At 72.4% G+C, this 20,540-nt stretch carries 17 protein-coding genes; 5 read left to right on the forward strand and 12 right to left on the reverse strand.

The annotated features are described in order from the left end of the window. Positions 1-114: 114 nt before the first annotated feature. From WMF24_RS30520 to WMF24_RS30530, 3 genes are all read left to right on the forward strand, one after another. On the forward strand, positions 115-558 hold the full coding sequence (locus WMF24_RS30520; RefSeq protein WP_437730935.1) for an Rrf2 family transcriptional regulator: 444 nt from the start codon (positions 115-117) through the stop codon (positions 556-558). A 153-nt stretch (positions 559-711) separates the two neighbouring features. Further along, positions 712-1,035, forward strand: coding sequence for a thioredoxin (trxA, locus tag WMF24_RS30525; protein WP_437730936.1), 324 nt, complete (start codon positions 712-714; stop codon positions 1,033-1,035). 312 nt (positions 1,036-1,347) lie between these two features. Next, positions 1,348-3,321 (forward strand): serine/threonine protein kinase, encoded by a 1,974-nt coding sequence (locus tag WMF24_RS30530; RefSeq protein WP_437730937.1) that lies wholly within the window; start codon positions 1,348-1,350, stop codon positions 3,319-3,321. A 157-nt stretch (positions 3,322-3,478) separates the two neighbouring features. Here the strand turns inward: WMF24_RS30530 and WMF24_RS30535 are convergent, their stop codons facing one another. From WMF24_RS30535 to WMF24_RS30575, 9 genes are all read right to left on the reverse strand, one after another. Further along, a complete protein-coding gene (locus tag WMF24_RS30535) occupies positions 3,479-4,993 on the reverse strand; it encodes a hypothetical protein (protein ID WP_437730938.1) in 1,515 nt (504 codons plus the stop codon). Between the two features lie 13 nt (positions 4,994-5,006). After that, complete coding sequence (gene sat, locus WMF24_RS30540; RefSeq protein ID WP_437730939.1) at positions 5,007-6,752, reverse strand: sulfate adenylyltransferase; 1,746 nt, start codon at positions 6,750-6,752, stop codon at positions 5,007-5,009. A 126-nt stretch (positions 6,753-6,878) separates the two neighbouring features. Beyond that, a complete protein-coding gene (locus WMF24_RS30545) occupies positions 6,879-7,448 on the reverse strand; it encodes a Mov34/MPN/PAD-1 family protein (protein ID WP_437730940.1) in 570 nt (189 codons plus the stop codon). Next, positions 7,442-8,392, reverse strand: coding sequence for a PLP-dependent cysteine synthase family protein (locus WMF24_RS30550; protein WP_437730941.1), 951 nt, complete (start codon positions 8,390-8,392; stop codon positions 7,442-7,444). Before WMF24_RS30550 ends, WMF24_RS30545 begins: the two co-directional genes overlap by 7 nt. After that, positions 8,389-8,754: a hypothetical protein gene (locus WMF24_RS30555; protein ID WP_437730942.1), complete on the reverse strand. Its 366-nt coding sequence runs from the start codon at positions 8,752-8,754 to the stop codon at positions 8,389-8,391. The genes WMF24_RS30550 and WMF24_RS30555 overlap by 4 nt, the downstream gene beginning before the upstream one ends. Position 8,755: 1 nt before the next feature. Further along, complete coding sequence (locus WMF24_RS30560; protein WP_437730943.1) at positions 8,756-9,034, reverse strand: MoaD/ThiS family protein; 279 nt, start codon at positions 9,032-9,034, stop codon at positions 8,756-8,758. Beyond that, complete coding sequence (locus WMF24_RS30565) at positions 9,027-9,929, reverse strand: HesA/MoeB/ThiF family protein (protein ID WP_437730944.1); 903 nt, start codon at positions 9,927-9,929, stop codon at positions 9,027-9,029. Before WMF24_RS30565 ends, WMF24_RS30560 begins: the two co-directional genes overlap by 8 nt. Next, a complete protein-coding gene (cysK, locus tag WMF24_RS30570; protein WP_437730945.1) occupies positions 9,926-11,005 on the reverse strand; it encodes a cysteine synthase A in 1,080 nt (359 codons plus the stop codon). Before cysK ends, WMF24_RS30565 begins: the two co-directional genes overlap by 4 nt. Positions 11,006-11,015: 10 nt before the next feature. Beyond that, positions 11,016-11,471: an RrF2 family transcriptional regulator gene (locus tag WMF24_RS30575; protein ID WP_437730946.1), complete on the reverse strand. Its 456-nt coding sequence runs from the start codon at positions 11,469-11,471 to the stop codon at positions 11,016-11,018. 331 nt (positions 11,472-11,802) lie between these two features. Here WMF24_RS30575 and WMF24_RS30580 point away from each other — a divergent pair, with 331 nt between their 5' ends. Together WMF24_RS30580 and WMF24_RS30585 are read left to right on the forward strand one after the other, a co-directional pair. Next, a complete protein-coding gene (locus tag WMF24_RS30580; RefSeq protein ID WP_437730947.1) occupies positions 11,803-13,491 on the forward strand; it encodes an acyl-CoA dehydrogenase family protein in 1,689 nt (562 codons plus the stop codon). A 510-nt stretch (positions 13,492-14,001) separates the two neighbouring features. Continuing rightward, entirely contained in the window at positions 14,002-14,808 is an 807-nt protein-coding gene (locus WMF24_RS30585; protein ID WP_437730948.1) for a helix-turn-helix domain-containing protein, read from the forward strand. Positions 14,809-14,841: 33 nt separating this feature from the next. Here WMF24_RS30585 and WMF24_RS30590 read toward each other — a convergent pair whose 3' ends face one another. The 3 genes from WMF24_RS30590 to WMF24_RS30600 all read right to left on the reverse strand — a co-directional run bounded on the left by WMF24_RS30590 (position 14,842) and on the right by WMF24_RS30600 (position 20,488). Then, positions 14,842-16,743 carry a hypothetical protein gene (locus tag WMF24_RS30590; protein ID WP_437730949.1) on the reverse strand — a complete coding sequence of 634 codons (1,902 nt, stop codon included), beginning with the start codon at positions 16,741-16,743 and terminating at the stop codon, positions 14,842-14,844. 71 nt (positions 16,744-16,814) lie between these two features. Then, positions 16,815-18,281, reverse strand: coding sequence for a hypothetical protein (locus WMF24_RS30595; protein ID WP_437730950.1), 1,467 nt, complete (start codon positions 18,279-18,281; stop codon positions 16,815-16,817). Next, on the reverse strand, positions 18,278-20,488 hold the full coding sequence (locus WMF24_RS30600; RefSeq protein WP_437730951.1) for a bifunctional metallophosphatase/5'-nucleotidase: 2,211 nt from the start codon (positions 20,486-20,488) through the stop codon (positions 18,278-18,280). The genes WMF24_RS30595 and WMF24_RS30600 overlap by 4 nt, the downstream gene beginning before the upstream one ends. Between the last annotated feature and the right edge of the window lie 52 nt (positions 20,489-20,540).

Below are 20,540 nucleotides of genomic sequence, written 5' to 3' on the forward strand. Positions count from 1 at the left end.
CCCCGGGCACTGAGATTCATCCCGCCATCCTCCACGGGCTCACGCATCGCGCTCGGATCTCGCCGAGCAGGCGCCGCCGCGTGGATGCGTGGATTCCACCGAGAGGTCCTCACGATGTCCTCGGGTCGCTTCGCCATCGCCACGCACGCGCTCGCGCTGCTCGCGCAGGCCGAGGAGAGCTGCGCGAGCGACGCGCTGTCGGCGAGCATCAACACGAACCCGGCGTTCCTGCGGCGCATCCTCGCGAGGCTGGCGCAGGCCGGGCTCATCGAGGCGCGCGAGGGCCGGGCGGGCGGCTATCGGCTGGCCAGGCCGGCGGCGTCGATCCGGCTGAACGAGGTGTACGCCGCCGTGGAGCCGGAGGGCGCCATCGCGCCGAGCCCGTGCGAGCCCAGCGCGAAGTGCCCGATCGGCGCGGGGATCCAGCGCGCGTTCGACGAGGTCGCTGCGGCGGCCAACGAGGGGCTCCTGCGCGGCCTCGCGCACAAGACGGTCGCGGACATCGCGCGCCGGGCGCAGCACCTCGGCCGCCCCGCGCCCGCCAAGGCAAGGTCCTAGGCCGCGCCGAGGCGCCCCCCTCCCCTGGCGGAAACTGAAACCGTACTTATAACAGTTCATGCGAGCGGGGCTCGCCGAGGAGCGAGCCGGCGTCGAGCCGGCGCGCCGCGGCCAGGGCCGCTCGTTCCCGAGATGAACTGAAAGGACAGCGCCATGGGCAGCAGGAACGTCATTGAAGTCAACGATCTGAATTTCGCTCGCGAGGTCCTGGAGACCGACACACCGGTGCTCGTGGATTTCTCCGCGTCCTGGTGCGCCCCCTGCAAGCGGCTCGCGCCGATCGTCGACGAGATCGCGGAGGAGACGGCGGGCCAGGTCAAGGTGGTGAAGCTCGACGTGGACGAGTCGCCCGCGGCCGCGAAGCAGTTCGGTATCCGGGGCCTGCCGACCGTCGTCGCCTTCCAGAACGGCGAGCCGGTGAAACGGCACGTCGGCCTCACGAACAAGCAGACGTTGCTCGCGCTCGTCGGACGTTGAGCCGCTGAGCGCACCGCGGCGCCATGCGCCCGACATCGCCCTTCATTTCGCGTGGATTCATGTGGTCCACACCACTTCACCCAGATCATGCGGGCCGATCGCGAGGGCGCATGGCTCGTCCGCTGTCTTCCACGGACGCATCACCCCGTTGACATCACCACCCGATACGAGATCCTTCCGTCAAGGAAGCCCAGCGATCCGCAGCGCTTCTCGCGGCCGTCTGCCGGGAGGTCGGGGGGGTCGTCACGCGGAGCCCTGCCGGTGCGGGGTTTTGCTGGCACGGCGCGGCTGAGGCCTGGCTTCCCGAAGGCCATGGCTCTGTTCGACGACGATTTCGAGACGCTCGAGCAGCTCCCCGAGATGCGAAAATCTCGCGGAAAGGGCGGAGATTCGCACGGCCAGAGCCCCACGCCCGTGAACCCCGGCCGCGCGCGGGCGGAGCTCTCGGACATCGCCAGCGACGGCCCCCGCTACGAGGTGCGCTCGCTGCTCGGCGTCGGCGGGATGGGCGAGGTCCACTTCTGCCGGGACCGCCGCATCGGCCGCGACGTCGCGATGAAGGTCATCCGCACGGAGCACCAGGGCGACACGACGCTCCGCCACCGGTTCATCCGCGAGGCCCGGGTGCAGGGCCAGCTCGAGCACCCCTCGATCGTGCCCGTCTACGACCTCGGCGTGGACCCCAAGGGCTCGGCGTACTTCACGATGAAGCGCCTCCGGGGCATGACCCTGTCGAGGATCCTGAACGAGCTCCGCGAGGGGGACGCGGCGGTCACGCAGAGCTTCTCGCGCCGCAAGCTGCTCACCGCGTTCTCGTCGATCTGCATCGCCGTGGACTTCGCGCACTCGCGCGGCGTGCTCCACCGCGACCTGAAGCCCGCCAACATCATGCTCGGCGACTTCGGCGAGGTGTACCTGCTCGACTGGGGCGTCGCCAAGCTCATCGACACGCCGCTCCAGACGATCGACATGGGCGAGGATCCGATGAGCACGCGGACCATCCCGGGCGACGTGCTCGGGACGCTCGGCTACATGTCGCCGGAGCAGGCGCAGGGGTGCGTCGACACGCTCGACGCGCGCAGCGACGTCTACTCGCTCGGGGCCATCCTCTTCGAGCTGCTCACGCTGAAGCCGCTGCACCCGAAGAAGGACCGCAACGAGATGTTCGACTCGCTGCTGCACGGCGCCGACGCCCGGGCGTCGGTGCGCGCGCCCGAGCGCCAGGTGCCGCCGGAGCTCGACGCCATCTGCGTGAAGGCGACGCGGCGCGATCCGGCCGAGCGCTACCCGTCCGCGCGCGCGCTCTACGAGGCGGTCGAGCGGTTCCTCGACGGCGACAAGGACGTCGAGCTGCGCCGCGGCCTCGCGGCGCGGCACGCGGGCATCGCCGAGGAGAAGATCGCGATGGCGCTCGCCGGCGGCAAGGAGGCCGAGGGCGCCCGGAAGTCGTTGCTCAGCGAGGTCGGCCAGGCGCTCGCCCTCGACCCGTCGAACGATCGCGCCCTGGAGACGCTCCGGCGCGTGCTGACCGAGCCGCCGCGCGAGATGCCGCAAGAGGTGCTCGCCGAGCTCGACGCGGCCGCCGCGGCGCGCCACCGGCTGCAGCTCCACGCGGGCATCCGCGCCGAGCTGCTCGCGACCGCGATCGCGACGCTCGTGGCCGCGGTGTGGCTCGGCATCCGGGAGTGGCAGGTCTTCGGCTTCATCCTCGCCTTCACCGCCCTGGCGGCGCTGATGAAGGGCATCGCCGCGCGCCTCGTCCACCGGCCGTCGGCGGAGTGGTACGCCTACGCCGGGTTCGTCTTCAACGTGCTGAGCTTCCTGTGCATCGGGCGCGGCTTCGGGCCGCTGCTCTTCATGCCGATGCTCCTCGTGATCTTCACGTACGGCAACTCGTTCACGTACCGGAACGCGTACCGCATCGCCGTGGTCGTGACCGGCTGCGCCGCGGTGCTGGCCGCCGCCTGGATCGAGTACTCGGGCGTCCTGCCCCGCTCCTACGAGTTCACGGACGGCGCGATGGTCATCCTGCCGCAGGCCGTCGAGCACTCGAAGATCCCGACGATGACGGCGCTGACGCTGACGACCCTGTTCATGCTCGTCGTGCCGGCGTTCATGATGGGCCAGCACCAGCAGGCGCTGCGCGACGCCGAGCGCCGCGCCTTCCTGCAAGCCTGGCAGCTCCGCCAGCTCCTGCCCGAGCGCGCCCAGTCCGGCGCCGTCGCCGGCCCGAGCTCCGACCCCGTCCCCGATCGCCCGCGCGGCCGCCGTTCGCTCCCCGGGTGAGCCGGCGTTGGCAAATTCAAGCAGAGAAAGAAAATTTAACCACAGAGGGCACAGAGGGCACAGAGGGAGAGAGAGAAAATATCTATCTTTCTCTCTTCTCTTCCTCTGTGCCCTCTGTGCCCTCTGTGGTTCAAATCTCTCTTTTCTTCCTCCGGCGTCAGTCCATCGGCCAGACGGCGAGCACCCAGACGGGCGAGTTGCCGCGCGCGGCCACGCGGACGGCGGCGCTCTCCTCGAGCTCGGAGCAGAACGCGACGCCGGCGCCCTCGCCGCGCTCGCCGGCGTCGTCGCGCGCGGCGCGATCGCCCAGCGCGGCGGAGATCCGGAGCGCGCGCAGCTCGCCCCGGACGAGCGCAGCGGCCGCGAAGTAGCAGCGGCCCGGCTCGACCTGCACGGGGACGAGCGTGTCGCCCTGCATGCCGACGGCCTCGGCGATCGGCTGCGCGCGGGGCGAGGGCGCGTGGCGGCGGTGGAGCGCGGCGGCCAGGTTGCCGCGGGCGCGCGCGCCGAAGTGCCCCGGCACGTACGCAGGGAGCGGCCACTGCGCGTCGGACAGCACGACCTTCACCGGCCCCGCGGCCCCGAGGAACGGCACCTCCACGACCCCGGGCTCGCCGAGACAGAAGTCGAGCCGCGCGTTGGGCGCGTCGGACCTGTCGCGATCGAGCACCCGAGCCGTGCCCGCCTCCCGCGCCTCGGCGTCGATGTCGGTCGCGCGGCGCACCGCGGCGCTCGGCACCTCGGCCATCAGGTCGATGCGGTGGCAGCCCTCGGAGAGCTTGACCGAGAACTGCCCCGTCCCGACCACCGAGGCGCGCATGTCGGTCGGCACCACGCGCAGCGCCCCCTCCGCGCGCGCCCGGCGCGCCGCCCGCGCGACGCGGGCGTCGAGCGGACCGGGCTCGGCCGGCCGCCCCGGGTCGCCGCGCGGCGCGACGGGCCCGAACGCGCGCTCCGGCAAGATCGACTCGAGGCGGTCCGGCGCCCCGGCCGACGCCGCGACGACGACCTCGAGGGCGCCGCGCGGCGAGAGCATGTCGACCGTCACGCGCCGGAGCTCGTCGCGCGCCGGCCCGCACCGCGTGATCATCGCGGCGCCGGCGGCGCTGTGGACGCGGCGGTCGTCGTCGGGATCCCGGCCGCGCAGCCGGTGAACGAGCCCTTCGAGGGCGGAGGCGTCGCCCGGGACGGGCTCGGGCTCGACCGTGAACTCGACGATGCGGGGCGCGAGGAACGCGACGGTGAGGCACTCGTTCGCCTCCGCGCGGGACGCGCCGGCAGCGCCGGGCGAACGGGACGCGCCGGCAGCGCCCGGCGAACGGGACGCGCCGGCAGCGCCCGGCGAACGGGACACGCCGGCAGCGCCCGGCGAACGGGACGCGCCGGCAGCGCCGGATGCGGCGGCTGACGGCGGGGAGATCGCGACGAGCCTGGAGCGGCCGTGCTCGACGAAGAGAGGGGGCCGGCGCGCGACCCGCGCGCCGGAGAGCGACCACATCCGCGCCACGCGCGCGGCGTCGTCGCTGAGATCCGCGCGCGCCGGCATCCCCACGGAGAGCCCGGCGAGCGCGGTCAACAGCGAGAGGGCCGCGGCGCGCGCCGCGCGGCCGAAGCGCGCCGCGTGCGACACCGCCGGGCGGGCCCGATCGACGGGGCCCCGCGCCGCGGCCATCAGCGAGGGAGGGCTACGACGACTTGCGCATCGCCTCGATGAGGATGCGCGCGACCTCCGGGCGGGAGAACTCAGGCGGCGGCAGCTCGCCGCGCTGGAGCAGCTCGCGCACCTTCGTGCCCGACAGGTTGACCTGCGTCGACGCGTCGCCCGGCGCCGTCTTGGCCGTGGCCATCGCTCCGACCACCGTCGAGTAGAACGCGTTCTCGAAGTTGAGCGTGGTGATGCCGAGCTCGCCGGGGCTGAAGACATTGAAGAGCTCCTGCGCGTCGTAGGTGCCGTAGTAGCTTCCCACGCCGGCGTGATCGCGCCCCACGATGAAGTGCGAGCAGCCGTAGTTCTTGCGCGCGAGCGCGTGGAAGATCGCCTCGCGCGGGCCCGCGTAGCGCATCGCCGCCGGGTAGATCGAGAGGAGCACGCGCTCCTTCACATAGTACTTCGAGATGAGCTCCTCGTAGCACCGCATCCGCACGTCCGCCGGGATGTCGTCCGACTTCGTCGCGCCGACCAGCGGGTGGATCATCAGGCCGTCGCAGATCTCCAGCGCCGTCTTCGTGATGTACTCGTGCGCCCGGTGGATCGGGTTGCGCGTCTGGAAGCCGACGATGCGGCGCCAGCCCTTCTCGGCGAAGTACGCCCGCGTCACCGCCGGGTCCCGGTGGTACGCCGGGAACGGCGACTCGACCGGCCGCTCGAGCACGCGGATCTCGCCGCCGACGTACACGGGGCCCGTGCTCATCAGGTACGCGACGCCCGGGTGCTTCGTCTCGGTCGTCCGGAAGACCTCCTGCGCCTCGATCTCCTTGTTCGGCCGCCACTTGTCGCTCAGCTCGATGACCGCGACGATGCGGCCGTCGCGCGTGCGGAGCGCCGCCTCGGCGCCCACGCGGAGCCCCTCGGCCGCCTGCTCCGAGACGGCGAGCGTGATCGGCATCGACCACGGCAGGCCGTTCTCGAGCCGCATCTCGCGCACGACGCGCAGGTAGTCCTTCGAGTTCATGAAGCCGCGCAGCGGCGAGAACGCGCCGACCGCGATCATCTCGACGTCGCTCTCCGTGCGCTCGTCGAGCTCGATGACCGGCAGCCCCTTCGCCCGCTCCGCGAGCGCCGCCTTCTCCGCGCCCTCGACCCACCGGTTCACGAGCTCGCCGCCGTGCGGCGCGATGAGCCCTCGGGCCCCGCCCGCCGCCGCCCCCGCCGCCGCCGCGCCGGACACCGCGACCGCCGCGCCCCGGCTCGGCACGTACCCGAGCTCCTCGAGCTTCGCGAGGATCTTCGCGAGGCTCTCCTCCTTGGTCTCCTTGTCCGTGTAGACGACGACCTCGGGGTTCTCGGGCGCCTCGTACGGGTCGTCGATGCCCGTGAAGTTCTTGATCTCGCCCGCGAGCGCCTTCTTGTAGAGCCCCTTCGCGTCGCGCTCGGCGAGCACCGGGATCGCGCAGGAACAGTAGACCTCGACGAAGTGGGGGATCTGGGCCCGCTGCTCGTCACGGATCGCCTTGTACGGGCTGATGGCAGCGGTCATCGCGCACGCGCCCGACCGGGAGATGAGCTTCGCCACGTATCCGATCCGCCGGATGTTCGTATCGCGATCCTCCTTGGAGAACCCGAGGCCCTTCGAGAGGTTCGTGCGCACCTCGTCGCCGTCGAGCACCTCCACGTGGACGGAGCGGGCGCGGAGCTCGGCCGAGAGCATCGCCGCGAGCGTGCTCTTGCCTGCGCCGCTCAGACCGGTGAACCAGACAACAAAACCTGACATTTAGGCAACTCCTTCGATTCAAGTGACGACTACGGACTCGGCCTCTCAGGGCCTCGGTGCCGAGAGCCCCTGCGAGCGGATGCGGGCGGCGCGGGGGCGCGCGGAAGCGACCCCGGCGCGGTGTGATCAGTCGACGACGGAGAACGTCGACGCGACGAACGCGGCGCCGTCCCACACGAAGAGGCGGTGCTCGGCGATGCGCGGCGCCGCGTCGGGGCGCCCCTCGCCGGCGCCGCCGCGGACGCTCGTGACGAGGAACGCGAGCGGGAACGCCGGCCCGGGCCCCATCACGATCTGGCCGCCCTCCTCGGCCGGCGGCTCGCCGCCGCTCATCATGGCGGCGTCGGTCGGGCTGAAGTAGGCGCCGGCGTCGAGGTGCGAGTGGTAGAGCACCTTGACCGGGCGCCCCTCGGCGGCCCCCTTCTCGACGGCGTCGGAGAAGCGCTTGCCATTGAAGTCGAAGAACGTGCGCGCCGTCCGGAAGTACCGCTCCGGGTCGATGGCGTGGAGCTTGTTCGCGATGTTCTCCATCCGGACGTGCTCGTCGCAGAGCAGCGGCTCGCCCGCGGGCCCCTTCAGGTACCCGCAGGCCTCCTCGTCGCGCGCGTAGCCGGCGAGCGCCTCGTCCTCCACCGCCTTGAGCACGCTCGCCTTGAGGACGACCCCACCGGCGGTCCACGGGTGAGACATCACCATACGTAGCGCTTCTCCCATTTCATGGGCGCAAAATAGCGGTCGCCCCGGTCCGGGACAATCGCGACCACGCACCCTCCCTGCTGTTCGCGGTGCAGGCGCTTCGCGATCTCGAAGGCCGCGAAGACGGCCGCGCCGCCCGAGTGCCCGACGTGCAGCGCCTCCTCGCGCGCGAGGCGATCGGACATGTCCCAGCCCTCCTCCGTCGTGATCCGCATCGTCTCGTGGTACGCGCCCGCGTCGTGGATCGCCGGGACCAGGGAGCTCGGCAGGTGCTTGAGCCCCTCCAGCCCGTGCAGCGCGTCCGCGGGCTCCACCGCGACGCAGCGGATCGGCCGGTGGTGCTCGCGGAGCCGGCGGCTCGTCCCGACGATGGTGCCGCTCGTGCCGACGCCGGCGACGAAGTGCGTGATCCGGTCGCCGACGGCGTCGAGGATCTCCCGCGCCGTGCCGTGGTAGTGCGCGAGCGGGTTGTCCTCGTTCGAGTACTGGTCCGGGTAGAAGTACTTCTCCGGATTCTCCTCGACCAGCTTGCGCACGAGGCGGATCGCGCCGTCGGATCCCTCCATCGGATCGCTGAAGATGAGCTCCGTGCCGAACGCGCGCGCGATGTCCTTGCGCGCCTTGGACACGTTCGACGGCAGGACGAGCGCGATCTTGAAGCCCATCGCCGCCCCGAAGAGGGAGTAGGCGACGCCTGTGTTGCCGCTCGTCGAGTCGATCAGCGTCTTCTGGCTCGTCAGGCGGCCATCGGCGGCCGCGCGGCTCATCATCCGCAGCGCGGCGCGGTCCTTCACCGAGCCGCCGGGGTTCGCGAACTCGAGCTTGGCGTACACCTCGACCGACGGCGTCTCGCGGCCGATCCGCGAGAGGCGCACGAGCGGCGTGTCGCCCACGGCGTCGATGACCGACGCCATCCGGCGAGAACGGACGAGCGAGCGTCTCACCTGCCGGCCTCCTGCGCGCTCCCGGGCCGCGCGCTCCCGGGCCGCACGCTCCCCGGCCGCGCGCTGCCAAGGCCGAGCGCGGCGCGCATCTCGGCGAGCGCCGCCCGCGCCCCGGCGAGCACCGCGCGCGCGGGGGGCGAGGTCACGAGGTCGGCGGGCGCGAGCGCGTCGAGGTCGATCGCGCCCGCCGCGAGCGCCCCGAAGCCGGCGCCGCGCGCGTAGCGCTCGGCCACCTCGTGCGCGAGCGGCGGGGCGCCGCCGCTGCCGCCGAGCACGCGCGCCGTCGCCGCCCCGAGCCTCGCCTGCCCTTCTGGACCGATCTCCGCGAGCAGCACCTGGCGGAGATAGCGCGGGTCGTCCACCTCAGCCCCCGGCGATCGCGGGCACGATCGCGATCTGATCGCCGCCCTTCACCGGCGTCTTGAGCCCGTCGAGGAAGCGGATGTCCTCGTCGCCGACGAAGATGTTCACGAAGCGCCGCACGCCCTTCTCGTCGAGGAGCCGGTCGCGGATGCCCGGGTAGCTCTTCTCGAGGTTCTCGATGAGCTCGCCGACGGTGGCGCCGGCGGCGTTTACCTCGTCCTGTCCGCCGGTGAGGGTGCGGAGCGGGGTCGGGATGCGGACAGTCGCTGTGTCAGCCATGGTCATGGTCTCCAGTGTTGAGGTGGATCGGGGAGCCGCCTTCGCGGCTCCTTTCAACGGGGATCGGAGGGCCGCCCCCTTCGACGTGGGTCGGGGATCCGCTGTCGCGGTCCCCTTCAACATCGGTCGGGGATCCGCTGTCGCGGTCCCCTTCGCTTTCACTCGCGCACGCGAGCACGTAACGCGAGGCGTCGATCGTCGAGATCGCGGCGCGCTCGCCGCAGAGGGCGCAGGTGGAGCGCGCGGCGACGGGGACGCTCCGCAGCGAGTCGGTCAGGCCGTCGTAGGTCGCGATGCGGCCGAAGATCGAGCGCTGTCCCGCCAGGATCGCGAGCGCCCGGTCCGCCGCGAGCGCGCCGGCCACACCGCACACGGGGCCCGCCACCCCGGCCGTCGCGCAGTCCGGCGCGTCCCCGGTCGGCAGGTCCTCGAACAGGCAGCGGTAACAAGGCCCCCCGTCCGCCGAGACCGCCATCACCGTCGCGCGCCAGCGCACCGCCGCCGCGTGCACGACCGGCGTCCTCGTGAGGCGACACACGTCGGCGATCAGGAACCGCGACGCGAAGTTGTCGGTCGCGTCGACGACGACAGAGACGCCCGGCATCAGGGCCGCCGCCGCGCTCGGCGTGAAGCGGCCGCTCCGGCGGTCGACGCGGAGCCGCGGGAAGCGGCGGCGCAGCGCCTCGGCGAACACCTCGAGCTTCGGCCGGCCGACGTCGTCGTCGCCGTACAGGATCTGCCGGTGCAGGTTCGTGATCTCGACCTGGTCGTCGTCGACGACCCGGAGATCGCGCACGCCGGCCGCGGCGAGCGCGATCGCGGCGGGCCCGCCGATGCCCCCCGCGCCGACGAGGAGCACGCCCCCGCGGACCGTCTCGCCGTCGCCGCCGCTCATCGGAAATACTCGTCGAGGCTGAAGTAGCGCTCGCCCGTGTCGCAGAGGACGGTCACGACGTTCGCGTCCGGGCCGAGCTCGCGCGCGACGTCGAGCGCGACGCGCACCGCGGCGCCGGCGCTGATGCCGACGAGCAGCCCCTCCTGCCGGGCGAGCGCCGTCTTCGTCTCGTACGCGGCGCGATCGCTCACCGTCCGCACCTCGTCGACGACGCTCCGATCGTAGTTGTCGGGGATGAACCCGGCCGCGAGCCCCTGGATCTTCGTGGGCCCGCGCTCGCCGCGCGAGATCGTCGCGCACGACTCGGGCTCGACGGCGATGATCCGCGTCGCGGGGCGCACCCGCTTGAGCACGCGCCCGACCCCGCTCACCGACCCGCCCGTCCCCACGCCCGCGACGAACGCGTCGATCGTGAGCGACTGCCGGGGGCCGGGCCGCAGGGGCGCGTCGTCGAGGGCGGCCATCGCGTGCAGGATCTCCCGCGCCGTCGTCTCCGCGTGGACGCGCGGGTTGTCCGGGTTGTCGAACTGGCCGAGGATGACCGCGCCCGGGATCTCGGCCGCGAGCTCGCGCGCCTTCGCGATGGCGCCCTCCATCTGCTGCTCCGGCTCCGTCAGCACGACCTCCGCCCCGTAGGCCTCGAGGAGCTGCCGCCGCTCGAGGCTCATGCTCGCCGGCATCGTCAGGATGCACCGGTAGCCCTTCGCCGCGCACACGATGGCGAGCCCGATGCCGGTGTTGCCCGACGTCGGCTCGATGACCACGCCGCCCCGCCCGGCGCCGAGCAGCCCGCGCGCCTCGGCGCCCTCGATCATCGCGAGGCAGATGCGGTCCTTCAGCGAGCCGCCCGGGTTCTGCTGCTCGGCCTTACCGAAGACGCGCCCGCGGGGCGTCGCCGCGTCGACGCGGCGGATCTCGAAGAGCGGCGTGTCGCCCACGAGATCGAGCAGGCTGTCGACGACGCGGGGGTGCGACGGCAGCGGCGGGAGCTCAGCCGCGCCCTCCGCAGGTGCGCTGGGAGCGCCGGGGACGCGGGGGACGCCGGGGGATGGGTCGGCTCGGTCGGGGCTTGTCATGGTCGTCGGCTCAGATCACATAGGTCGACCGCTCGGGCCGCCCCTTGCGGCGCACGCCGAGCTCGACGCCGCGCTCGCAGACGTCGGCGATGGACACCGAGTCGAAGCAGCGCTCGATCGCGAGCGCAAGGTCCTGGAACACCGCCGTGGGCGGGTCGAGCGGCGAGCCCTCCGGGCCGCCGTCGTCGTCCGGCGCGAGCACCGCGACCGGCCCCTCCAGCGCGCGGACAACGTCGCCAAGGCTGATCTCGCTCGCGGGCCGCGCGAGGTGGTAGCCGCCGCGCGGCCCCCGCTTCGAGCTTATCAGCCCGGCCCGCTTCAGGTCCTGGAATATCTGCTCGAGGAAGCGCGCCGGGATGAGCTCCCGCTCCGAGATCTCGCGGATCTGCGTCGGCCGCCCGTCGTTGTGGAACGCGATATCGAACAATGCGCGCACACCGTAGCGACCCTTGTTCGAGAGCTTCACCGGCAGTCCTATGCATTGGTACATCGGGGAAGTCAAGAACCGCACAGGCAGCCACTTGCGCTTCGTTCCATGCGACAAGGCCCCCGGATACCGCACAGCTGACGCACAGCGGGCAGCGATCGCAGCGAAATTGACAGCAGAGGTTCACCGATCGCTCTGTCATCGCGACAGGGCTTCGGCTTCCTGTTGAACCGGACGGGACGGGTTCAGTAGCTTCGATTGTATCGAGGCTGCGAGTCGCCGCGCGTGCCCCCCATGGGCGCGCGGAACCCGGGCGACGCGATCACCCCGCGTCGCTCGGGCTGCGGCGCAACAACCCAGGAGTCGGCCGGTGGCTTTCTATCAAGACCCCCCCACGCTAGGGAACCAGTACGACGACGACCGCGTGCTGCGGTCCTACCTCGCGCGCGTGCTGCCGCGCGAGGTAGCCGCGTCGATAACGCCCTCGCTGCAAGAGATGGGCGAGCTCGCCGGAGGCCCCCTCTACCGCCTGCAGCTCGCCGACCGCGCCAACGAGCCGAAGCTCACGTCGTGGGACGCCTGGGGCCAGCGCGTCGACAGGATCGAGGTGACACAGCTCTGGAAGGAGGCGGCGCGGATCGCCTGCGAGCGCGGGGTCGTCGCGGCGGCGTACGAGCGGGCGCACGGCGCCTTCTCCCGGGTCCACCAGTTCGCCCTGGCGTACCTGTTCGATCCGTCCAGCGACGTGTACACGTGCCCGCTCGCGATGACCGACGGCGCCGCGCGCACGCTGCTCGCGAGCGGCAACCGCGCGCTCATCGACCGGGCCGTCCCCCGGCTGACGAGCCGCGACCCCGCGAAGGCCTGGACGTCGGGGCAGTGGATGACGGAGCGGACCGGCGGCTCGGACGTCGGGCGGAGCGAGACCGTGGCGCGGCCCGGGCCGGACGGGGCGTACCGGCTCTACGGGACGAAGTGGTTCGCGTCGTCGGCGACGTCCGAGATGGCGCTCGCGCTCGCGCGGCCCGAGGGCAACCCGGAGGGCAGCCGCGGGCTCGCGCTGTTCTACCTGGAGCTCGCGGGCGAGGACGGGCGCCGCGAGGGCATCGCGATCAACCGGCTGAAGGACAAGCTCGGCACCCGGAAGGTGCCGACCGCCGAGATCGCGCTCGACGGCGCCCTGGCGATCCCGGTGGCGGGGCTCGGGAACGGCGTCCGGGCGATCGCGCCGATGCTCAACGTGACGCGCACCTGGAACGCCGTCAGCGCCGTCGCGGCGATGCGGCGGGGGCTCGCGCTGGCGCGCTCGTACGCGCAGCGCCGCGTCCAGTTCGGCTCGCCGCTCGCCGACAAGCCGCTGCACATGGACACGCTCGCCGAGCTGCAGGCCGAGTTCGAGGGCGCCTTCCACCTGACCTTCCGCGCGATCGAGCTGCTCGGGCGCGAGGAGACGGGCTCGCTCACCGAGTCGGAGGCCAAGCTGCTGCGGCTCATCATCCCGATCGCGAAGCTGACGACGGCCAAGCAGGCCGTGGGGGTGCTGAGCGAGGTGCTCGAGGCGTTCGGCGGGGCGGGCTACGTGGAGGACACGGGGCTGCCGCGCCTGCTCCGGGACGCGCAGGTGCTCACGATCTGGGAGGGAACGACGAACGTGCTCTCGCTGGACGCGCTGCGGGTGATCCAGAAGGACAGCTCGCTCGACGTGCTCGCGGCCGAGGTGGCGCGGCTGCTCACCGGCGTGGTCGAGCCGAAGCTCGCGGAGGCCGAGACGGCGGCGTCGCGGGCCGTGTCGCACGCCCGCGCCTGGCTCAAGGAGATGGCCGCCACCGACCGCGCCGGCCTGGAGGCGGGCGCCCGCCGCGTCGCCATCACCCTGGGCCGCGCGCTGGAGCTCGCGCTGCTCGTGCGGCACGCGGCGTGGGCCATGGACCGCGAGCGCAGCCGGACCGCGCTCGCCGCCGCGGTCCAGTTCGCGCGCAACGGCGTGGACCTCATCCGCGACCACGACCCCGACACGATCGAGGCCCTCGCCGAGACCCGGCAGAGGCCCGCCACCTGAACAAACGACGCGCTCCAACCACTGAACAACGTGCCGCAGACGGCGTCATGAGGACCACCGCGCCGCCTCGCCCGCCCCCCGTCTCGAAGGGGGTCGACGATTTTCCCGCGGACTTCCAGCGTTCTGAGCACGCAGAATAAATGATTGTTTTCAGATAGTTGCGGACGGGGCTGCCGCTCCGACACCGGACGGGTTTTGTCCTACCGGTGCGCGAAGGCACTAGACGGAACTATCTGAACACGCATACAGTAATACGTAGCTGCGGTGCTGAACGCGTGCCCGCCGGGGTGGCGTGCGGGCGGCCCCGTGCCTCGAGTCGAGCTTCGCGTCGATGGAGGCCGGGCGCCGCCGGCCTGGCCTCCCTGGACGGGTGAGATCCGCCTGTGGGCGCCGGTGCGGCGCCATCAAGGGACTTCGTCCGCCTTGCGGACGGATCGGGCTCGCGTGGCCCCGGGCACGCGTGCGGCGCGCGGCGGTGAGAGCGCACACGACGAGCTGCGAAGGGGCGAGATGAAGACGCAATACACGCTGCTGTCCGGCGAGACGGTCGAGTTCGCGACGCCGACCGGCGAGCTCGGGACGTTCCTGTGCCGGGTGCTGGCGGCGGCCAAGGACCCGGCGGTGTCCGAGGCCGAGCTGAACGATCTCGTCTTCGGCCCGGAGAACCCGCTGCTCGACAGGACGGCGGTCGCGGGCCGGAGCGTCGCGACGGCGGACGTGTACCGCGATCCGACGTTCCACGTGATGCTCGACTGCGTGGCGCGCAAGCGGCTGCCGGGGGACGCGGCGGTGTCCACGCCGCGGACGCGCTACACGGTGACGGTGCCGGAGGCCGCGCAGCAGCTCGGCATCTCGGAGAGCGCGGTGCGCCAGGCGATCTACGCGGGGCGGCTGCGCGCGAGCAAGGAGGGGGGCACCTACTACCTCGATCCGCAGTCGGTCGCGGGCTACCGGGTGAGCAAGCGCGGGCCGCGGCGGCAGGACCAGGAGGCCAAGGGGCCGCCCGGCGGCCCGCTCGACGCGCGCATCGGCTCGGGGCCGGACGCGAGCTTCCGGGTGAAGCACAGCCGCGACGACTTCGAGCTGACGGAGAAGCGCGGGGCGGAGTGGACCGGCATGATCCCGTCGGGGTGGCGGCGGATCGCCGTGCTCGGCACGTCGAAGGACCTCGCGCGCTACTGGGAGATCGAGCCCGCCGAGGGGGAGAGCGTGCTGCACTTCGAGGGGTTCTACCTGCGCGGCGGCTTCCGCATCGTCGAGACCGTGAGCACGACGCCGCGCGCCGTCGCGGCGTTCAAGGCGTTCCAGCCGCGATGAGGTGCCGAGGGGAGGCCGCGCGCGGCCGCCGCGTCAGAAGCGGGCCTGGGCGCTCGCGCCGGCGCCGAGGAAGTCGGGGCTCACGAAGGTGCGCAGCGCCAGGGTGCCCTCGGAGGGGTCGCGCTCCATGAAGGTGCCGTTGTTGTCGCGCACGTACTGGACCCACGCGACAGCGGAGAGGATGCGGCTGATGTCCCACTTGAGGCTCGCCCGGGCCTGGAAGATGGGCACGGCGGACGTGTTGTAAGGCAGGATCGACAGGTTGCCCTGCTCGCGCACGACCACCGTGCGCGCGATCGGCGCGCTCATCACGTCGAACGAGGTCGTCCGGAAGGTGGCGGGGAGCTGGAGCCCCGCGCCGAGGCCCGGGGTGAGCCGCGCGGACGCGATGTAGTAGTCGGCCGCCAGGGCGAAGAACAGCTCATCGGACGTCGAGGCGCCGCGCGTGTCGGGGATGGTCTGGAACGGGATGAAGCTCGGCTGGTTGCGCAGCACGAACGGCAGATCCCGGTAGATGCCGGTGACGCTCGCGCGCGCGTACCCCGACTTGATGACGCCCTGGAGCGCCGCGGCGCGGGCCGGCTGGAGGGTGGTCACGCCCGCGGACTCGAAGTCCTTGAGGTTCTGGTAGAGGTTCGACGCCTCGAGGCTCACCGCCCACGTCGTCTTGCCCGGCGTGTACGTCTCGGGCTTGAAGAGGATCTGCGGCCGCTCCGGGTCGTTGCGGTAGAGCACGAAGTCCACCGACTGCGGGATCGGCTCGTTCTTCGTGTGCGCGACGACCCGGGCCGAGGCGCCGTACGTGTAGACAGGCTCTCCGGCGACGTCGGGCCAGTCGAACCGGCCCTGCTGGAAGTAGCCGACCCCGAGGTCGGCGTGCACGTACGGGTGGAGATCGACGCCGCCGCCGGCGAGGAAACCGTAGTTCGTCTGCGCGATGCGGATCTCCTCGACCTCGCTCGTGCCGGGGGTGAGCACGCGCTGGAGCTGGGTGATGCTGGCGACCTTGAACCCGGCGAACGCGCTGAACCGCTCGGCGTCGACCTGGATCTTCGCGCCGGGCGCGGTGCCGATGATGCGCGGGAAGATCGACTGATTGATCGAGGCGTTCGTGCCGCCCCACGAGATGTCGTAGAGGTAGCCGAGCCGGAAGCGGTCGGTGTCGAGCGGCCAGAGCGTGACGCCCACGCCGGTCTTGCCGTTGGCCCTGCCGTCCGTGTGGTAGAAGGCGCGGATGAACGAGCCGGCGTCGTAGAACGCCTGGTTGACGTTGTTGTTGTTCCTGGACAGCGCGGCGAGGTCGACGCGCAGGACGAGCGAAGCCTCGGTGGTAAGCCGCGGGATGAACCCCGGCATCCGCTTGTAGAGCGCGAGGTGCGTCAGGTTTTCGCGCCCGCTGAAGCGGGAGTTGAGGTTGTCGAAGAACAGCCGGTACTGCTTTCGATCGCCGACGCTCAGGTCCGGCGAGATCGGCTGCGCCTGGCCCGTCTCGTGGAGCAGGTCGTCGTCGCCGAGCGTCCAGGTGAGCCGCGTGTCCATGGCGTCGCCGACGCGGACGTGCGGCTCCTCCGGCTCGAGCGGCGGCTCCGGCAGCAGCTGCGGCGGCTGGGCCACGGCGGGGGCCGGGGGCAGCCCCGGAGGAGGAGGCGGCGGGGCGAGCGCCGGGGCCGCGGCCGGCGCAGGCGGGGCGAGCGCCGGGGCCACGGCGGGCGCGGCGGGCGCAGCGGGCGGCTGCGCGGGCGCGGCGGGCGGCTGCGCGGGCGCGGCGGGCTCCTGGACCGGCGGGACGGGCGCCTGCGCAGGCGCGGCGGGCTCCCGCGGGGGCGCAGGCGCGACCGGGTCGGGGGCGGGCTGGGGTTGGGCCTGCGCCGCCGGCGCGAGCGTGAGCAGCAAGGCCGCGGAAACGGCGGGGGCGAGGAGCGCGCTTCGGTGCATGGCGGGCGGTGGGCTTCCTTGGGGCCTGGGTATTGCGGCAGGGCAGCGCGGCCGCGGCGAACGAGAGGGGGCTAGTTGGTCTCCGCGTCGTTGTCGTTGAGGCTGCGCGGCCTCACGCAGGCCTCCTTCGAGGTCTTCGCGACGGGCGCGCAGCCGGGCGCGTCGCAGACGAGGTCGTCCGGACAGCGGGCCTCGACCGTCCAGTTCAGCGAGCCGCCCGAGAAGTTCCGGAGCGTGCCCGTCACCGAGCCGAGCTCCCGGCCCCGGTGCGACGTCGGATCGAAGTCGCTCACCGTGCCCGTCTGGATCTGGATCATGGTCGATCCGTCCGTGACCTTGTAGTTGCCGCGCGCGGAGTAGCTCGTCCACTCGCTGCACTCGGGGTCGCGCGAGCACGCGTTCGCGCAGCGCCCCTCGGCCGGGCTCTCGAAGTCGACCTGGCCGTCGCCGTTCAGGTCGCAGCTCGACTGATCCGGGCCGAAGACGTTGTCGCGCGCGGGCCGCGGGCCGAAGTTCTTGCTGATGTGCACCCCCTCGACGCGCACGAGCCCGCTCTCGAGGCGCTCCATGGCCCCGGCGTCGGCGATCGTCTGCGCGTCGAGCAGGGCCGGCTCCGGGACCTCGCACGCCTCCCCTTCCTCGGCGCGCGCGATCTCGTAGGAGGGGAACGAGAGCTCGGTGAAGCCGAAGAACTCGTTCACGGTGCCCGCGAGGTACTCGAGCCTGTCGCAGACACGCATGTTGGCGGGGGTGTTGAAGTTGAACGCGAACAGGTGGTTATAGCCGCCGTCCTGGCCGGCCAGATCGGTGACGTAGAAGCCGTCGCTCGCGACGCGCGTGACGACGACGCGCTGGGGGGCCGCGGTGTTGATCTGGATCCCCTCGAACGGGTACGGCGTCGTCGAGCCGCCGCCCTGGACATCGGCGATGCGCGGCAGCGCGTAGGCGACGGGCTCCGAGGCGCCGGCGCTGAAGGTGCCTCCCTCCTCGGTGTCGTCGTCGGCGAAGGCGCACCCGGGGTCGGCGGGGAAATCGATGAGCACGTCGCCCGGCCCGTCGTCGTTGACGCCGTTCGAGCACGCGGGGCGGTCGCGCGCGGGCAGGTAGCCGATGTCCTCGGCCCACAGCCGCGCGGGGCCGTAGACGGCCGTCACGTGGACCGCGCCCACGGCGACGCCGTCGCGCAGGCGGACGTTGCGCCCGACCGCGACGCCCTCCCCGTCGGCCTCGACGTCGATCACGGCCCCGGGCTCGACGCTGAGCCGGACCATGCCGTCGAAGTCCGCCCGGCGGCCGGCGGGGTCGCGCGCCTCGACCCGGAAGCGCCAGGTGTCCACCGTGTCGCCGCGGTTCGCGGGCAGGGGCTCGTCGGCGGGCGGCGGGGCCTCGCCGTTCACCCTCTCGACCTTGACCCAGAAGCTCGAGACGCCGCGGGGGGGCCCGCCATCGCCGCCGCAGCCGGCGAGGGACGCGGCCACCATCCCGGAGATCGCCGCGACCGCCGTGAGCGCCGCCCGGCGCCGCGCCCGCGCCGTCACTGGCCCACCATCCGCAGGCGGCCGTCGGAGAAGTTGCCGAGCCGCCGGTCGACGCACGCGAGGTACTTGCACTGCTCGCCCGCGGCGCTGCACGGGGCGAGCGCGCCCTCGCACTGCTGCCTGAGCCAGGCCGTGGGCGCCGCCGCGCAGACGTCGCGCTGGTAGGCGGCCACGTCGTCGCGGCAGCGCGCGAGCACGCACGCCCCCGCGGAGCACGGGGCGTCGCCCGTCCGGCACACGGGCCCCTCGACGACCGACTCGGGGCACGCGCAGACATAGCCCTCGCCGAGCGCCGCCTCGCAGTCGCCGTCCACGCTGCACGTCGGCAGCCTGCCGTCGTCGCCCGCGCCGCACGGGCTGCCGGCGCGGATGTAGTCGATGAGCGCGTCGCGCTGCTGCACCTGTGTGTCGAACTGCGTCGTGTTGCGCTGGAGCACCCGGAAACCGCTGCCGCCCTGCGCGAGGTAGTTCGACGTGGCGAGCTCGTACGTCCCGATCGGATCGATCGGCTGCCAGCACCGGTTGGCCTCGACGTCGCAGCTCCCGACCAGGCCGCCCGGGCAGTCGGCGTCGCCGTTCGGGCACGCGATCGGCGGCTCGTGGGCGCCGATGTAGACGCGGGTCGCGACGCCCGGGGCCGCGCCAGCGGAGGCGCGCGCCGCGCAGTCGATGACGACCCGCGCGCCCGCGATCTGCGCCTGCGACACGCACCCGCGGCCGGCCGAGCGGCGCGCGACGAAGTCGAAGAGGTCCTGCACCTCCAGGCCGGAGAGCTGCATCTTCGAGATCGAGTTGTCGAAGGGGAAGATGTTGAACATCTGCTCGACCGTGACGGGGCCCGGCACGAGGTCGGCGCGGATGCCCGTCGTGTTCGTGAGCGCGAAGTCGGTCTGGATGCCGAGCCGCAGCCACATCGCGGTGGCGATCAGGTTGCCGAGCGGCGAGTCGCCGCCGCTCGTCGAGACGCGCCTCGAGCCGTCGAGCGCGTAGCCGACGAGCAGATCGAGGTTCGCGAGCGCGTCGAGCCCCTGCCCGTACGGCTCGAGAACCGAGGCGACGATCGGATCGGCGGGCACGTCCTCGGTGACCGGGAAGAGCTCGTACCGGTTCGAGACCACCTCGTAGCCGTTCAGCGGGTCGTGGTCGGGGCCGAGCTCGGACGGGTCCTTGGACAGCACGAGGTCGAGGCGGCCGACGAACTTGGCGAAGGCGCCGGAGTGCGCGAGCACGACGTCGCGCGGCTTGCAGTAACGGCGGAGCTTCTCGCCCGCCTCGGGCGAGCGCTCGTCGTTCAGCAGGATGTAGTGGCTCTGCTTCTCCTCGTCGTAGTACCGCGAGCAGTCGCGCACGCGCTTCGGCGGCTGGAGCACGATGTGGTTGTGCCCGCCGAGCACGACGTCGATGCCCGTCGTCGTCTCGATCATCCGCTCGTCGACGTCGAGCCCGAGGTGGGTGACGAAGACGATGACGTCCACCGTGGGGCGGAGCAGGTCGACGTAGAACTGGGCGACCTCGGTGGTGTTCAGCGGGGTGACACCGAGCCGGTTCGGCGCCTCGAAGATCGACGTCAGGCTGGAGAGGTTGCCCATCCCGATGACGCCGACGCGGAGGCCCTCCAGGTCGAAGACGGTGAACGGCTGGAGGATCGCGCCGAGCGGGGAGGCGCCGGGCTGCGCCGGGTCCTCTAGCTGGTAGTTCGCCGCCAGGATGGGGAAGCTCGCGTTCTGCTGGAGCTGGATGCCGAGGTTCAGCGCGCCGCGGTCGAACTCGTGGTTGGCGACGATCATCGCGTCGACGCCCATCGCGCCGAGGGTGCGGATCTCGGCCTCGCCCGCGTAGAAGTTGAAGATCGGCGCGCCCTGGAAGCAGTCGCCGCCGTCGAGGTGCAGCACGCGCGACGACCGCGCGCGCTCGCGGCCGATGATGTGGCTCATCCGCGCGGCGCCGCCGACGTTCGCGATCGAGGTCGCCTCGCCGAGGCCGAGCCCCGCGTCGACCTGGCCGAGCTGCAGGTTGTACGGGAAGAGCCGCGAGTGGATGTCCGACGTGTGGAGCAGCGTCAGGTGCGCCTGCCCCACGAGCCGCGTCGGCGGCTTCTCCTCTTCGCAGCCCGCCGCGCACAGGCCGAGCGCCAGCGCGCCGCTGGCCAGCGCGCGCGTCACGCGGGACGCGGACGGCGCCGCGCCCATGGCTTTACGGGGCTTCATGAAGCGAGGGCCACGCTAGGAAGCCCACCACGCGAGCTCAAGCGAAAACGAG

Source organism: Sorangium sp. So ce1335 (genome assembly GCF_051521615.1).
Lineage (GTDB): Bacteria > Myxococcota_A > Polyangia > Polyangiales > Polyangiaceae > Sorangium.